The following is a 17,890-nucleotide window of genomic DNA, read 5'->3' as shown; positions in this document are numbered from 1 at the left end:
CTCTCCTAAGAAATTATTTTTTCAAGATCATCAGGAGATAAACGTTTGAGGGCCTCCAAAGATTTAGCCAATTCATCCTGCAGTGAAGAGGTCGTTTCCCGCAGGGCCTGAACCTTCTCGACAAAGGCCGACAGGCTCTCCGCGCCGAACAGCGACCTGATCGGAATATCCACGCCAAACTGCTGCTTGACCCGGGTCACGACCTGGGCCACCAGCAGGGAATGGCCGCCCAATTCGAAGAAGTTGTCGCTCAGGCCCACCCGGTCCAGCTTCAGCACATCGGCCCAGATCGCCGCGATCTGTTGCTCCAGTTCACTTTGCGGCGCCACATAGACTTGCTGCATTTGCTGCGCGTCGACCTTGGGCAGGGCCTTGCGGTCCAGTTTGCCGTTCGGCGTCAGCGGCAGCGCTTCGAGGAACAGCAGGTAGGTCGGCACCATGTAGTCCGGCAGATGTTCTTTCAGCGCAGTCTTGATGCTTTCGCGCAAGGCCACTTGCGCGTCACCGGCAACCGCCGCCTCGGCATCGCCCGGCACGATATAGGCCACCAGTTGCTGGCCGTTGTCGCCATCCTGGGCCAGGACAAAGGCCTCACGCACCGCGGCCTGCTGCACCAGTCGCGCTTCGATTTCACCCAGTTCGATACGGAAACCGCGGACCTTCACCTGATGGTCGATGCGGCCGATGTACTCGATCACCCCATCGGCGCGATAGCGGGTCAGGTCGCCGGTGCGGTAGACCCGGCCACCGTCGCTGGAGAACGGATTGGGCACGAACTTCTCGGCGGTCAGCCCCGGACGCGCCAGGTAGCCGCGGGTCACCCCGGCGCCGGCCAGATAGAGTTCTCCGGCGCTGCCCACCGGCACCGGCTGCAGATCCGGGCTCAAGATATAGCTCTGGGTATTGCTGATGGCCCGGCCGATATTGGCCTGGCCACCCGCTTCGCGACGGGTGTAAGTCGAGTAGGTGGTGTCTTCCGACGGACCGTAGAGGTCGTAGACATGCACCAGCCCCGGCTGTTGATACAGGGTATCCACCAGCGCCTGTTTCAGCGGTTCGCCCGCCAGGTTGATGATCCGCACGCCGGGCGGAATCTGCCCGCTGCGCTGCAACGCGGCAATCGCCGACGGCACGGTGTTGATCAACCGCACCCGATCGCGATCCGCCAGCTCCGGCAACTCCAGGGCGTTGCGCGCCAGGACGATAAAACCGCCGCTGGACAGGGTGACGAACAGCTCCCACACCGACAGGTCGAAGCAGATCGAGGTCGAGGCCAGCACCCCTTGCAGGTCATCGGCGCTGTACACCCGGCTCGACCAGTCGATCAGCGCCAGCACGTTGCGATGGGCAATCGCCACGCCTTTAGGCAAGCCGGTGGAACCCGAGGTGTAGATCACATAGGCCAGGTTGTCCGCGGTCGCTCGCGGCGCCGGGTTCTCCGGCGAATAGCCGTCCAGCCAGCCCGGCTGGGCATCCAGTTGCAGGGTTTGCAGGGACTCAACAGCCGGCAGCAGCGACAGCAACACGCTCTCGGTCAGCAGGATCTGCGCCTGACTGTCGCGCAGCATATGGGCCAGGCGATCCTGTGGATAATCCGGGTCCAGCGGCACATAGGCGCCACCGGCCTTGAGCACCGCCAACAGCGCCACGACCATCTCCGGGGTGCGCTGCATGGCCACGCCGACACGAACCTCAGGCCCTACCCCCAGTTCGATCAACTTGTGCGCCAGGCGGTTGGCCCGGGCATTGAGGTCCAGGTAATTCAGGCTTTGCCCGGCAAACAGCAGGGCCTTGGCTTCAGGGGTTTTCCGCGCCTGGGCCTCGACCAGTTGATGCACACCGTGCTCGCTCGGCAACTCGACCGAAGCCGGAGCCCACTCATGCAGCAGCTTGTTCTGCTCCGCCGTCGCCAGCAGGGGCAGATCCCCCAGGCGTTGCCGGGGTTGCTGGACAATGCCCTGCAGCAACTGCACCCAGGACTGGGCCAGGCGCTCGATGGTCGAGGGTTCGAACAGGTCGGTGGCGTAGGTCAGCGATGCCCAGAGACCGTCCTCGGACTCGAAGGTGTCCAGGCTCAGGTCGAACTGGGTACTGCTCTCCTCGCCACTGAGCATCTCCACCTGCAAGCCGGGAACCTCCAGGCCCCGGGCGCCCTGACGGGCAGCGGCCTGATGGTTGAACAGCACCTGGAACAGCGGGCTGTAGCTCAGGCTGCGCTCCGGGTTCAGGGCTTCCACCAATTGCTCGAAAGGCAGGTCCTGATGCTCCTGGGCTTCCAGGGCACGGCCTTTGATCTGGGCGAGGAAGTCGCTGAAGCTCGATTGCCCGTCGACCTCGGCCTTGAGCACCTGGGTGTTGACGAAGAAGCCGATCAGGCGCTCGGTCTCGACCCGGTTGCGGTTGGCGGTGGGCACCCCGACGCGGATATCGGCCTGGCCGCTGTAGCGGTGCAGCAGCACCTGGAACGAGGCCAGCAACAGCATGAACAGGGTCACCCCTTCGCGCTGCGCCAGTTGTTTCAAGGCGCCCGGCAACGCGCCGTCCAGGCTGATGCCCAGGCGTGCGCCACGGTGGCTTTGCTGCAACGGACGCGGATGGTCCAGTGGCAGGTCCAGCACCTGGGTGCCGCCTTCCAGTTGCCGCAGCCAGTAGCCCAATTGCCGCTCGCGTTCGCCGGCGTCCATCCACTGCCGCTGCCAGGCCGCGTAGTCCGCGTACTGCACCGCCAGCGCCGGCAACTCGGCCGGCTGCCCCTGGGCATGGGCGCCATACAGCTGGATCAGCTCCTCGACCATCAGTTGCATCGACCAGCCATCGGAGACGATATGGTGCTGCACCAGTACCAGCACATGCTCGTCCGCCGCCAGGCGCACCAGGGTCGCGCGCAGCAAAGGTCCCTGGCGCAGGTCGAAGGCCTGGCGTACCTGGGTCTCGAGCACCTGCTGGATCAATTGCTCGGCGTTGCCGGCTTGCACCAGCAAGGACAGGTCCTGTCGCTCGATCCGCAAGCGGGCCTGGGCCTCGATCACCTGGGTCAGGCCCTGGGCGCCCTCGACAAAGCGTGTGCGCAGGGTTTCATGGCGAGCGATCAGCGCATCGAAGCTGCTCTGCAACGCCGCCTCATCCAGGGCGCCGCGCAGGCGCAGGGCCATGGGGATGTGGTAGGCGCTGCTGTCGGCATCCAGTTGCCAGAGGAACCACTGGCGCTCCTGGGCATAGGAGACCGCCAGGGGCTGCTGGCGATCCACCTGGGGAATCGCTTCCAGCGCTGCCGAGGTATCCGCTCCCAGCAGGCGCACGAAGTCTTCCAGCGACTCGCCTTCGAAGAGCCGCTTGAGCGGCGCCTCGATGCCCAGGTCCTGGCGCAACCGCGACATCACCTGGGTGGCGAGCAGCGAGTGGCCGCCGAGTTCGAAGAAGTTGTCGCTCAGGCCGACCTGTTCCAGCTTCAGCACCTGGGCCCAGATCCCGGCCACCTGCGCTTCAAGCTCGGTGCGCGGGGCCACATGGGCGCGCTGCAGCAAGCCGCTGTCGACGGCGGGCAAGGCGCCGCGATTGAGCTTGCCGTTGGCGGTCAGCGGCAAGGCCGGAAGGAACAGCACGTGGGCCGGCACCATGTACGCCGGCAGATGCTCGCGCAAGCCGGCCTTGAGGTGTTCCCGCAGCGCCAGTTGCGCGTCGGCCTGGGCCGCGTCGTTCCAGGCCAGGTCGTTCCAGGCCGGACCGGCCGGCACCACATAGGCCACCAGCTGCGGACCGTCCGGCCCTGCCTGGGCCAGGACCACCGCCTCGCGCACCGCCGGCAGTTCCAGCAGGCGTGCCTCGATCTCACCCAGCTCGATACGGAAGCCGCGAATCTTCACCTGATGGTCGATGCGACCGATGTAGCCGATCGAACCATCGGCCTGGTAACGCGCCAGATCGCCGGTACGGTACAGGCGCTCGCCCGCCTCGCCGAAGGGGTCCGGGACAAACCGCGCGGCGCTCAGGTCGCCGCGGTTCAGGTAGCCCCAGGCCAGCCCGGCGCGCCCGACATACAGCTCACCGATGCAGCCCTTGGGCACCGGTTGCAGGTTGCCGTCCAGCAGGTACCAGGACATGTCGGGGATCAACTCGCCGATCGGGCTGGCCCCCGCCAGCGTCAAGTCCGCCTGGGACAGCGGGCGGTAGGTGACGTGCACCGTGGTCTCGGTGATGCCGTACATGTTCACCAGCTGCGGCTGGCGGTCGCCGAAACGCTGGAACCAGGGTTGCAGGGTATTGACCTCCAGGGCCTCGCCGCCGAACACGATGTAGCGCAGCGCATGCCCCTGCCCGGCGGCGCAGGCCACGTGCATCAGCTGACGGAAGGCCGACGGCGTCTGGTTGAGCACCGTGACCCCTTCGGCGCAGAGCAATGGGTAGAAGTCCTGGGCCGAGCGCGCCACCTCCTGGGGCACGATCAACAGGCGCCCGCCATGCATCAGGGCGCCAAAGATCTCCCACACGGAGAAGTCGAAGGCATAGGAATGGAACAGGCTCCAGACATCCTCCGGGCCGAAGCGGAACCAGTCGGCGGTCGCCGCGAACAGCCGCAACACATTGTGATGGGGCTGCAAGGTGCCCTTGGGCTTGCCGGTGGAACCGGAGGTGTAGATCACATAGGCCAGGTCCTGCGGGGTCACCCCGACCTCGGGGTTGTGCACCGCGTAGGTGTCCAGTGGCTGCTCGAGCAACAGGGTGGTGCCGGCAAATGCCGGCAGCCCCTGGCGCAGGAGCCCCTGGGTCAGCAACAGCCTGATACCGCTGTCCTGCATCATGTGTTGCAGGCGGTCCTGGGGATAGGCCGGGTCCAGCGGCACATAGGCACCGCCGGCCTTGAGGATCGCCAGCAGGCCGATCAGCATCTCCAGGCCACGCTCCGCCGCCAGCCCCACCAGCACATTGGGCCCCACGCCCTGTTCGATGAGCTTGTGCGCCAGGCGGTTGGCCCGCTCATTGAGCTGCCGGTAGTCCAGGTGCTGGCCCTGGAACGTCAGGGCGATGGCCTCGGGCGCCTTCGCCGCCTGCGCCTCGATCAACTGGTGCACGCAGGCCGTCGAGGGGAATGCCTGCGGCTGCGGATTCCACTGGGCGATGATCTGCGCCTGTTCCCCGGCGTCGAGCATGGGCAGCTGGCCAATGCGCTGCTCTGGCTGGCGGACCATGCCCTGCAGCAACTGGCGCCAGTGGCCGGCCATCTGCTCGATGGTCGCGGCATCGAATACATCGGTCGCATAGATCAGCGAGGCGGCGATCCGGCCCTGGGTCTCCACGGTGTCCAGGGTCAGGTCGAACTGCGCCGACTGCCCGGCCGAGTCCAGGGCTTCGATGCCCAGGCCCGGCAGGCTGAAGGCAGCCGCTGGAGCCGAGGCCTCGACCTGATGGTTGAACATCACCTGGAACAGCGGGTTGTGGCTCAGGCTGCGCTCCGGTTGCAGCGCCTCCACCAGTTGCTCGAAAGGCAGGTCCTGATGGGCCTGGGCCGCCAGGGCGGTCTGCCGCACCTGCTGCAACAGCTGGCTTACGGACATCTGCCCGTCGACCTCGGCCTTGAGCACCTGGGTGTTGACGAAGAAGCCGATCAGGCGCTCGGTCTCGACCCGGTTGCGGTTGGCGATGGGCACGCCGACGCGGATATCGGCCTGGCCGCTGTAGCGGTGCAGCAAGGCCTGGAACGAGGCCAGCAACAGCATGAACAGGGTCACCCCTTCGCGCTGCGCCAGGCTGCCCAGGGCTTCACTCAAGGGCTGCTCCAGGGTCAGCTCCAGGCGCGCGCCGCGATGGCTCTGGACGGCCGGACGCGGACGGTCCAGCGGCAGTTCCAGCAGGGGCTGCTCACCCCCCAACTGCGCAGTCCAGTAGGCCAGCTGGCGTTCCTTCTCACCGGCTTCCATCCAGTTGCGCTGCCAGATGGCGTAGTCGGCGTAGTGGATCGGCAGCGGCGGCAGCTCGGGCTGTCGCCCCTGGCTGTAGCCGATGTAGAGGCTCATCAGCTCATCCACCATGACCTGCATCGACCAGCCATCGGAAACGATGTGGTGCTGGGTCAGGACCAGCACATGGTCGTCCTCGGCCAGTTGCAACAGGCCGACCCGGAGCAAGGGCCCTTGCAGCAGATCGAACAGCTGCCGGGTCTGGGTCTGCACGAAACCCTGCACCGCGGTGTCGATCTCGCGTTCATCGGCCGCCAGCGTCTGGCGGGCGATTTCCAGGCGAACCTCGGGCAGCACCACTTGCAGCGCCGCGTCGGCATCCTCGACGAAATGCGTGCGCAGGCTTTCATGGCGGGCAATCAGGGTGTCGAAGCTGCGCTGCAAGGCCTCCACGTCCAGCCGACCACGCAGGCGCAGGGCCTTGGGAATGTGATAGGCCGTGCTGTCCGGCGCCAGCTGCCAGAGAAACCACTGGCGTTGCTGGGCATAGGAAAGCGGCAAGCGCTCCTGGCTCAGGCGCACTTCCGGAATCGGCAGGTTGGCCGGGGAAATGCCCTGCTCCAGCATCTTCTGCAGGTAGACCTTACGCTTCTCCAGCGGCAGCAGGATGAAGCCTCTGACAATCTTCAACGCGGTGGCGTTATCCATTACACGGCCTCCATTTCGTCGAGCAACAGCTCCAGCGCGCTCAGATCGGCGCCCTGTGCCTGGCCCGGGGCCTGCTGCAACTGGCTGACGAACAGCCCCAGGGTTGGAAATTCGAACGCCATCTGCACACTGACTTGACGCCCAAGCTTGAGCTGGACTCGAGAGACCATCGCGGTTACCAACAAGGAATGCCCACCTGATTCAAAGAAGTTATCGTTCATGCCCACTTGCTCGACTTCGAGCACCTCGGCCCAGATCGCCGCGACCTGTTGTTCCAATTCGCTTTGCGGGGCGACATAGGCCTGCTGCAGCAGGCTGGCGTCGGCCTTGGGCAGCGCCTTGCGGTCCAGCTTGCCGTTGGGGCTCAGCGGCAACGCTTCCAGGAACAGCAAATGGGCCGGCAGCATGTAGTCCGGCAGCACTTCCTTGAGCGCCGCTTTCAGTTGTTCCCGCAGCCGGGCCTGATCGTCCTGGCTGTCTGCGCTCACACCCTGGGCGGCCACCAGATAAGCCACCAACTGCGGACCACCCGCCCCCTCCTGGGCCAGCACCACGGCTTCGCGCACCTGGGGCTGTTCCAGCAACCGGGCTTCGATCTCGCCCATCTCGATCCGGAACCCACGGATCTTCACCTGGTGGTCGATACGCCCGGCGTAGTCGATCACGCCCTCGGCGTCGTAGCGCGCCAGGTCGCCGGAGCGGTACAGGCGCCCGCCGTCCTGGCTGAACGGATCGGGAATGAAACGCTCCGCCGTCAGGCCTGGGCGATCGTGGTAACCCCGGGCCAGCAGGTCGCCGCCGATCATCAGCTCGCCCGTGGCGCCCTTGAGGGTCAGGTTGCCGCTGTTGTCCAGCAGGTAGATGGAGCGGCCCGGCAGGCCCTTGCCCAGGGGGATCTGGCTCGGCAGGGTTGCGCCGTCCTGCAGGTAGCCGCTGCAGTCATGGGCGGTGACACTCACCGTGGCCTCGGTGGGCCCGTAGGTATTGAGCAGGCACGCGTGCTTCAGCCCGGCCTTTTTCCAGGCGGCCACACCTTCCGCCGCCATGGCTTCGCCACCCAGGTTGAGCTGGCGCAGGCGCCCGAAGTCCCGGGGTTCGCGGCTGGCGTAATCCTTGCCGAGCATGAACCAGTAGGCGGTGCTCAGGTCGACGATGCTGATGCCCTGCCCGATCAGTTCGCGGTAGAAGGTTTCGCTGTCCCACAGCTCTTTGCCGCGAATCACCACCGAGGCGCCGCAGATCAGCGCCGGGTATAGCTGCTCGACGAAGGCGTCGAAGTTGAAGGTGGAGAACTGCAGCCCACGGTCCTCGGCGGTCATCTTGAAATAATCCCGGGAAACCTGGGCGTGCTGGCTCAAGGCGCTGTGGCTGATATCCACGCCTTTGGGCCGGCCGGTGGAGCCGGAGGTGTACATCACGTACGCCAGGTTATCGGCCTGGGCCCGCGGCTGCGGATTGTCCAGGGGGTAACCGTGCAGGCTGTGCTCATGTTGGTCCAGGCACAGGTGCGGCACCGCTACGCCATCCTGCAAGCGTTGCAGCAGTGGCGCCTGGGTCAACAGCAAGCGGATGCCGCTGTCCTGCATCATGTAATGCAGGCGGTCCTGCGGGTATTCAGGGTCCAGCGGCACGTAGGCGCCACCGGCCTTGAGCACCGCCAGCAGGCCGACGATCATGTCCAGCCCGCGCTCCACGGCGATGCCGACCCGGACATCCGGGCCAATGCCCAGCTCGATCAGCTTGTGGGCCAACTGGTTGGCGCGCTGGTTGAGCTGGCCGTAGCTCTGTTGCCGGTCGCCACACAGCAGCGCCACCGCATCCGGGGTGCGCCGGGCCTGGGCTTCGATCAACTGCTGGACGCACTGCGGCGCCAGGTCCCGCGCCGGGGTCCGGCTGCGCTGCTCGTCGATCAGCCGGCACTCGGTGGCGCCGAGCAACGACAGTTCGCCGAGGCTGCCCTGCGGATTCGCCAGCATGCCCATGAGCAGTTGCTCCAGGTAGCCGGCCAGTTGCTGGATATTCGCCTGGGCAAAATGCTCCCGGGCATAGCTGTAGTCGAAGGACAGGCTCTGCCCCAGGTAGACCGACAGGGTCAGCGGGTAGTTGGTCTGCTCATGGTTGGCCGCCGTGCCGAAGCTCAATTGCGCCGGGGCGCCTTGTGCCAGGGCTTCGGACACCGGGTAGTTCTCGAACACCAGGATGTTGTCGAACAGCGCCTCGCCACCCAAACCGGCCCAGCGCTGCACTTCATACAACGGCGTGTGTTCGAAGTCGCGCAGGGCCAGGTTGCGTGCCTGCACCACCTGCAGCCAGTCGCTGGCGGCCATGTCCGGACGCGGCGAAGCCACCACCGGCAGGGTGTTGATAAACAGGCCGATCTGCTGCTCCACGCCTTTAAGCTCCGCGGGACGCCCGGACACCGTGGCGCCGAACACCACCGTGTCCTGCCCGGTATAGCGTTGCAGCAACAGCAGCCAGGCAGCCTGCACCAGGGTGTTGACCGTGACCTTCTGCTGGCGGGCGAACTCGCTCAAGCGCTGGGTCTGTTGCCCGTCCAACTGCTGCTGGTAAGCCCCGTAGCCTTGGTCCGCGGCGTCCTGCCCGCTGCGGCTGATGGCCTGGGCCAGGCGGGTCGGCTCGTCCAGGGTCGCCAGTTGCTGTTTCCAGAAGGCCTCGCCGAGCTGGGCGTCCTGGCGTTGCAGCCAGGCGATGTAGTCGCGATAGCGGCCAGGCGCCGCCCCCGCCGATTGCCCCGAGTAACCTTGCAGGACTTCCCCCAGCAGCCGCGAGTTGCTCCAGCCGTCCATCAGGATGTGATGGTTGGTGTAGATCAGGTGATAGCGCTGGTCATCGAGACGCACCAGGGTCAGGCGCAGCAAGGGCGCCGCCGCCAGATCAAAACCGCGCTGGCGCTCCTGCCCGGCCAGGGCGTCCAGGTCCTGGGCCGCCGATGCCACGGCGCGCCAGTCATGCTCGACAAAATCCAGGGCCATGCGCTTGTGCACCACCTGGATCGGCGCCGGCAACTCGCCCTGCCAGAGAAAACCGGTGCGCAGGATATCGTGACGGTCGATGGCCGCTTGCCAGGCCTGACGGAAACGCTCGGGATCGAGCCCCTCCACGTCCACCCGCAGTTGGTTGATGTAGTCGCCGCCCTGTTGCTCATACAGGGTATGGAACAGCATGCCCTGCTGCATCGGCGACAGCGGATAGAGGTCCTCGACCTGGGGCAGCGGCACGGGCAAGCGATCCAGTTGCTGCTGGCTCAGGCGTGCCAACGGGAAGTCCGATGGGGTGACGCCACGGTGCTGCGGCTGGCTGCAATGCTCGATCAGCGCCTTGAGTTCCTCGGCATAGTCATCCGCCAGGCGCTGGATGGTCGCGGCGTCGAACATCTGTGTGCTGAAGGTCCAGCCCAGCTTCAACTGACCGCCATAGACCTGGCCATTGATGCTCAGCCAGTTACCCAACGGGGCCTCGGCACTCTGGTCTGCGCCCTTGGCTTCGGCACACGGGGCGAACCAGGCATCGGCCTCGTCGAAGCTGGCGTCGAACTGGCCCAGGTAGTTGAAGGTGATGCGCGGTACGGCCAGGGCCGCGAGGGTTGCCTGGGCATTGGTATCCCCCAGGTAACGCAGGGCGCCAAAACCGATGCCCTTGTTCGGCACCGCGCGCAGTTGCTCCTTGATCTGCTTGATCGAGTCGGCCAGGGCCGCCTGCGGCGTCAGCTTGACCGGGAATACGCTGGTGAACCAACCCACGGTACGGCTCAGGTCGATGCTGTCGAACAGTTCTTCACGGCCGTGGCCTTCCAGTTGCACCAGGGCGTTGGCGTCACCGGTCCAGCGGGTGATGACCCGGGCCAGGGCCGTCAACAGCAGGTCGTTGATCTGCGTGCGGTAGGCCGCCGGAGCGTCCTGCAGCAGGCGCTGGGTGTAGGTCGGGTCCAGCTCGGTGCTGATACTCAGGGCATCCTTGACCACCACCTGGTCCGTTATCCGGTCGCAGGGCAGGCGCGACTCGACGCCCTGCAATTGCGCCTGCCAGTAGTGCAGCTCCTGCTGCAGGGCTGTGCTGTTGGCATAGGCCTGCAACTGCCCCGCCCAGGCCTGGGTCGAGCTGGTCTTGACCGGCAGCTTGATGGTTTGCCCGGCCGCTTGCTGTACCAGGGCCTGATGCAGGTCTTCCAGCAGCACCCGCCAGGACACGCCGTCCACCACCAGGTGATGGATCGCCAGCAGCAGACGCTGGCTGCCGTCCTGCAAGGTCAAGAGCACGGCGCGCAGCACAGGCCCCTGTTGCAGATTGAGGCTGCGTTGCGCCGCGTCGCACAGGGTTTGCAGCGAATCTTGAGTCGCGTTGTCCGCCAGCCACAGCACCGCATCGGCTTGCATCGCGGCCAACGGTGCCGAAGTCACCGGCGCCGACGGCGCATAAGTCGCGACCCAGCCGGCCCCCTCTTCGACGAAGTTCAGGCGCAGGCCGTCGTGGTGTTCGAGCAAGGCGTGCAAGGCTTGCTCCAGCGCCTGGGCACTCAGGGTCTTCAGCGGCTTGAGCAGCACCGACTGGTTCCAGTGATGACGTTCCGGCACCGGGGTGTCGAAGAACCATTGCTGGATCGGCAGCAGCGCCATCTCGCCGCGCACCGGGCCCTGGTCGATCTGCAACCCGCCCTCGCCCTGCTCCGCCACCGTGGCCAGTCCCTGCACCGTCTGGTGCTGGAACAGGTCTTTCGGGGTGAAACGAATACCGGCCTGACGGGCACGGCTGACCACCTGGATCGAGATGATCGAGTCGCCACCCAGTTCGAAGAAGTTGTCGGTCACGCCGACCTGCTGCAGCTTCAGCACATCGGCCCAGATGGCGGCGATCTGCTGTTCCAGCTCGTTTTGCGGCGCGACATAGGTCTGCTGCATCAGCTGTGCATCGACCTTCGGCAACGACTTGCGGTCCAGCTTGCCATTCGGCGTCAGCGGCAGCGCTTCGAGGAACAGCAGGTAGGTCGGCACCATGTAGTCCGGCAGGTTTTCCCGCAGGCGGGCCTTGATGCTTTCCCGCAGCTGCGCTTGACGCTCATTGCTGTGCACCACGTCGGCGTCCACCGGCACGATATAACCCACCAGCTGCTGGCCGCTTGGCCCGGGCTGGGCGATCACCGCCACTTCCAGCACCGGGTCCTGCTCCAGCAAGCGCGCCTCGATCTCACCCAGTTCGATACGGAAGCCGCGCACCTTCACTTGATGGTCGACACGCCCCACATACTCCACCAAACCGTCGGTGCGATAACGAGTCAGGTCGCCGCTGCGGTACAAGCGCGCACCGCTGATGCTGTAAGGGTCGGGAATAAAACGCTCGGCCGTCAGCCCCGGCCGATCCAGGTAACCCCGGGCCACGCCCAGGCCGCCCAGGTACAGCTCGCCCGCCACGCCCACCGGCAGCAGGTTGAGGTTGGCATCGGCGACGTAGGCGCTGCGATTGCCGACGATATTGCCGATCGGCGCATAGGCCGCATCGCACGGATCGCCAGCCTTGGCCTTCCAGATCAGCGGGGTGACCACGGTTTCGGTCGGGCCGTAGCCGTTGAAGATGTACTTCGGCCGCAGCACCCGCCAGGCCAGGTCATAACTGGCCTGGGGCACCGCATCACCGCCGAAGCAATACACCCGCACCGCCGGCGGATTGCCGTCGCGTTCGGCGTGCACCGCCAGTTGTTGCAGGTACACCGGCGGGAACACACCGACGGTGACGCCGTAGCGGTGCATCTGCTCGTAGGTGTACTCCGGCGACCACAGGCTGTCGTCACGGATCAGCACGCTGGCACCGTAGATCAGCGGGTGCATCCAGCCTTCGTGGGAACCGTCGAAAGCAAAGGACATAAAGTGCAGCTCGCAGTCCGCCGGGCTCATTTCATACCGTTCGCCGGTGGCCAGGCTGTGCATGGCCAGCGGACCGTGGGACACCGCCACACCCTTGGGCAGGCCGGTGGAACCGGAGGTGTAGATCACGTAGGCGAGGTTTTCCTCGGCCAGGGTCACCTCCGGGCTGGTCATAGGGTAAGCCGCAAAGTCAGCCGCGCCTTCGACGCTGAGGGTCGGCAAACCATCGGGAATCGGCAGGCGATCCAGCAGATGGCTCTGGGTCAGCAGCAACCAGGCACCACTGTCCTGCATCATGTAGCGCAGGCGGTCCTGGGGGTATTCAATGTCCAGCGGCACATAAACCCCACCGGCCTTGAGCACGGCCAGGAAGGCCACCATGATTTCCGCACAACGCGGCATGGCGATGGCCACCCGGACTTCCGGGCCGACTCCCAGCTCGATCAGCTTGTGCGCCAGCTGGTTGGCCTGGGTATCGAGTTCGCGATAGCTCAGGCGCTGCTCGGCGAAGAATACCGCCGGTGCCTCTGGCGCCCTGGCTGCCTGATCGGCGAACAGCTGGTGGACGAAACGGTTGGTGGGATAGACCACCTGGGTGTGATCCCAATCCTGGCGAATCCGCCCCTGCTCCTCCCGGCCCAGCATCGCCAGCTCGCCAATCGCCTGTTGCGGTTCGAGCATGCCTTGCAGCAGGTTGCGCCAGTGATCGGCGAAACCTTCGACGGTCGACACCTCGAACAACTCACCGGCATAGATGAACGATGCGTTGATCCCAGCGTCGGTTTCCAGGGTTTCCAGGGTCAGGTCGAATTGCGCGGTACCGCCCTGCAGGACCATTTCCTCGGCGTGCAGGCCCGGCAGGCTGGCGCCGTCAGCGCTTTCCCCGGCAATGCTCAGGTGGTTGTACATCACCTGGAACAGCGGGTTCTGGTCCAGCGCACGCTGCGGCTTGAGCGCATCCACCAGGCGGTCGAACGGCAGGTCCTGATGGGCCTGGGCGGCCAGGGCCGTGGCCTTGACCTGACGCAGCAACTGCCCCACCGCCAGGCTCGGCGCCAGCTCGACGCGCATCACCAGGGTGTTGACGAAGAAGCCCATCACGCCTTCCATTTCCTGGTGGCGACGGTTGCTGACCGGCACGCCGATACGGATATCGGGCTGGTCGCAATAGCGGTGCAGCAACAGGGCGAACGAGCCGAGGAACAGCTGGAACAGGGTCATGTCGTGCTCGCGCGCCAGGCGCCGCAGGCCCTGCTCCAGGTCCACCGGCAGACGCAAACCCAGGCGCTCCTGGCGATGGCTCACCAGGGCCTGGCGCGGATGGTCCACCGGCAGTTCCAGCACCGGGTGCTCCAGCCCCAGTTGCTCGCGCCAGTAATCCAGTTGCCGCTGCTGCTCGCCCTGCTCGAGCCAGGCCCGGTGCCAGCTGGCGTAGTCGGCGTACTGCACGCTCAATTCATCGAACTGCGGGGCCTGCCCCTGGATGAACCCCCGGTAGAGGGCGACGAATTCCCGGGCCAGCACACTCATGGAGGCGCCATCGGAAATGATGTGGTGCAAGGTCACCACCAGCAGGCACTCCTGCTCGGCGATCTGCAGCACCCGGGCCCGGCACAGGGGGCCGTGCTCCAGGTCGAACAGCACCTGGGTTTCTTCCAGGGCCCTGGCCTCGACCGCCTCGCGGGACAGGCCCGGGGCCAGGCGTTCCCAGGCCAGGGGAATTTCACCCTGGGGGTGCACCACCTGGCACAGGCTGTCCTGGTGCTGGGTAAAGGTGGTGCGGAAAGCTTCATGGCGCAGCGCCAGGGCGTCGAAGCTGTGCTGCAACGCCTGCCGGTCCGGCACACCCTGGAGCCGGACCACGATCGGCGTGTGGTAGGCGGTGCTCTGCGGGTGCATCTGCCAGAACAGCCATTGCCGCTGCTGGGCATGGGAAGCCGGCAATGGCTCATCACGCCCTAGCGCCTCGATCAGCGACAGCGAACCGGCGCCGGCGCAGGCCTGTACCTGCTCGACGAACTCATCCAGGCGCGCGGTCTCGAACAGCACCCGCAGCGGCACCTCCGCCGCCAGCAACCGGCGGACCCGGGAAATGATCTGAGTGGCCAGCAGCGAATGCCCGCCCAGGGCGAAGAAGTTATCGCTCAGGCCCACCCGCTCGACCTTGAGCACGTCCTGCCAGATCGCCGCGATCTGCTGTTGCAACTCGCTGACCGGCGCGACGTATGCGGCCATCGGTGCCTGCGGTTGCACCGGCGGCAAGGCGCGCAGGTCGAGCTTGCCGTTGGCGGTCAACGGCATGCCTTCCAGGGCCACGAAATGCATCGGCAGCATGTAGTCGGGCAGCGCCACCGCCAGCTGCCGGCGAATCTCCTGCCAGGCCGCTTCCGGCTCCTGAGCGCTGGCCTTGGCCAGCACCCCATAAGCCGCCACTTGCGGCTCGTCGGCCACGCTGACCACCTGCGCCACGGCGTCCTCGACCTGCGGCAACTGCTTGAGCGCCGCGGTGATTTCCCCCAGTTCGATGCGGTAGCCGCGAATCTTCACCTGATGGTCGATGCGCCCCAGGTAATCGATGACCCCGCCTTCGAGGTAGCGCGCCAGGTCACCGGTGCGGTACAGCCGCTGCCCGTCGGCACTGAAAGGGTCGGGAACAAAACGCTCGGCGGTCAATGCCGGCCGGCGATGGTAACCCCGCGCCAGGCCGGCACCGCCCAGGTACAGCTCGGCCGGGGTGCCGGGCGCCACGGGTTGCAGCGAAGCATCCAGCACCCGAGCGCGGACGTTGGCCAGCGGCTGGCCCAGGGGCACCACCGCCAGGGCCTGGTCCACGTCAGCGGCAGCCATGGTCAGGGCGCCGACCGTGGTTTCCGTCGGGCCGTAGTGGTTGAACACCGCGCACTGCGGCGCCAGGGCCCGAACCTTGCTGACCAGCGTCGCCGGGCAGGCTTCGCCGCCCAGCACCAGGCACTGCCTTGGCAGGGCGCGGGCCGGCTCCGCGCCGCTCATCAGCGCCTGCAAATGCGAAGGGACGATCTTCAGTACATCGATCTGCCGGGCGTCCAGGTAGGCCGAAAAGGCCTCGGCATCCAGGCCGGTATCCAGGTCGATCACATGCAGGCAACTGCCGGAGCACAGGGCGCCAAACAGCGTGGTATGCCCCAGGTCGGCGGCGATGGTCGAGACCACCGCCATGTTGCGCGCGGCCCCCAGCGGCAGGCGCGCCAGGATCGCCTGCACGTAGTTGGCCAGGGCCCCGTGGGTGATGGTGACGCCCTTGGCCGCCCCCGTGGAACCGGAGGTGTAGATCGAATAGGCCAGGTGCCCGGCCTCGACCTGCGGCAGTGGCGCCTGCGAATCGCTGGCCGGCGCCCAGCTGTCCGGCTGGTCGAGCAACAGCACGCTGACCCCGGCCGCCAGCGGCAGCCGCGCCTGCACCGCGGTCTCGCTCAGCAGCAGGGCAACGCCGCTGTCGTGCAGCATGTAGCTCAAGCGCTGCTCGGGGTACTGGGCATCCAGCGGCACGTAGGCGCCGCCGGCCTTGAGCACCGCCAGCAGGCCCACCACCATCTCCAGCGAGCGCTCCACGGCGATGCCCACCAGCACCTCGGGGCCTACGCCACGTTGCACCAGGGCCGCGGCCAGGCGCGCGGCGCGCTGATCCAGCTGGCGATAACTCAGGCACTGCTCGCCGAACACCAGGGCCGGCGCCTCGGGCCGCACGCGCACCTGCTCGGCGAACAGCTCGAGCACCGAAGCGGCGGCGAATGCCTCAGGCGCACCGCCCCCCTGGGCCAGGGTGACCTGGCGTTGCTCGGCGTCGAGCAGTGGCAGTTCGGCGATCGCCGACTGCGGCTCACGCACCATCGCCCACAGCAGGTTCTGCCAGTGGCCGGCCATGCGCTCGACGGTCTGTTCCTCGAACAGCTGGCAGTCATAGGTGAAGGCGGCCTGCAGCAGGCCGCCGCGCTCGAAGGTGTCCAGGGTCAGGTCGAACTGCACCGTGCGCTCGTTGCGCGCCAGGGCCTGCACTTCAAGCCCGGAACGGCTGCGCAGGGTGGCCAGCTCGGTGACCTGCGGCTGGTGGTTGTAGAGCACCTGGAACAGCGGGCTGTGGCTCAGGCTGCGCTCGAGTTGCAGGGCCTCCACCAAGCGTTCGAAAGGCAGCTCCTGATGGGCCTGCGCCCCCAGGGTGGTCTCGCGGATATCGGCCAGCAGTTGCTCCACCGTCAAATGCGGGCTCAACTCGCTGCGCAGCACCTGGGTGTTGACGAAGAAGCCGATCAGCCCTTCGGCTTCCTGGCGCGTGCGGTTGGCGATCGGCACGCCGACGCGGATATCCTGCTGGCCGCTGTAGCGTGCCAGCAGCAGCTTGAAACCTGCCAGCAGCACGGCGAACAGGGTCACCCCCTGCTGTCGCGCCAGGGCACCCAGTTGCTGGGCCAACGGTGGCGCCAGCTCGAAGTCCAGGCGCCGCCCCTGGCGGCTGGAACGGGCCTGGCGCGGATGATCGGTGGGCAGCCTGAGCACCGGGTGTTCGTCCCCGAGCTTGGCCCGCCAGTACGCCAGCTGCCGCTCCTGCTCCCCGGCTTCCAGCCAGCTGCGCTGCCACAGCGCGTAGTCGCGGTACTGGATCGGCAGGGCCGGCGCGCTCGGCGCCTCGCCCTCGAGCAGGGCGTCGTAGGCTTGCAGGAACTCCTCGATCAGCACGCCCATGGACCAGCCGTCGGCGACGATGTGGTGCAAGGTCAGCAGCATGACGTGCTCCTGCTCCCCCAGCCCCAACACGCAGACCCGCAACAGCGGCCCCTGCTGCAGATCGAAGGGCCGGCGCGCCTCGGCGTCGGCCCGCTGCCGTACGCTGGCTTCGCGCTGCGCGGGGTCGAGGTCGCTCAGGTCCTGGTAATCGATGTTCACCCGGGTCGCCAGGACGACCTGCCGCGGTTCGTCCTGCTCCAGGCAAAACACCGTGCGCAGGCTTTCATGGCGCTCCAGCAGCCAGTCGAAGGCCCGGGCCAGCACCGCCCGATCCAGCGGCCCGCTCAGGCGTACCGCGTTGGGCAGGTTGTAGGCCGCGCTCTGCGGGTCCAGTTGCCAGAGAAACCACATGCGCTGCTGCGCGTAGGACAGCGCCTGGCGCTCAGGCACAGCGACCCCCGCGGGAATCGGCAGCAGAGAGAAGTCGACGCCTTCCTTGTCCAGAGCCTTCAAGAACAGCCGGCGCTTTTCCAGCGGCAGTTCAATGAATCTACGGGCGAGCTTCAAGGAGTCTTCGGCATTCATCGGGGGGGCATCCGTACTTGCTTGTGGGGTATCGAGCATTGGCTCGGTCATCCCTACGGAACGGATGAAGGCCCGGGAAAATTAACCCCGCGCGCCACGCCAGCCACCCTCCCCCCGCGCCGCTCAGGA

The 17,890-nt window shown here is 66.5% G+C and carries 2 protein-coding genes; both read right to left on the bottom strand.

Going from position 1 to position 17,890, the window contains the following annotated elements; all coding sequences use genetic code 11:
• Window positions 1–5 precede the first annotated feature (5 nt).
• Window positions 6–6,602: a non-ribosomal peptide synthetase gene (locus NRG23_RS29655; protein ID WP_257373145.1), complete on the bottom strand. Its 6,597-nt coding sequence runs from the start codon at window positions 6,600–6,602 to the stop codon at window positions 6–8.
• Window positions 6,602–17,761, bottom strand: coding sequence for a non-ribosomal peptide synthetase (locus tag NRG23_RS29650; protein WP_257373144.1), 11,160 nt, complete (start codon window positions 17,759–17,761; stop codon window positions 6,602–6,604). The genes NRG23_RS29655 and NRG23_RS29650 overlap by 1 nt, the downstream gene beginning before the upstream one ends.
• Window positions 17,762–17,890 lie beyond the last annotated feature (129 nt).

This window comes from Pseudomonas sp. T8, from assembly GCF_024610635.1.
In the GTDB taxonomy this organism is placed as follows: Bacteria; Pseudomonadota; Gammaproteobacteria; order Pseudomonadales; family Pseudomonadaceae; genus Aquipseudomonas; species Aquipseudomonas chlororaphis_I.
Note: the sequence above shows the minus strand (reverse complement) of the source record. Positions and strands in the feature narration are given on the sequence as shown.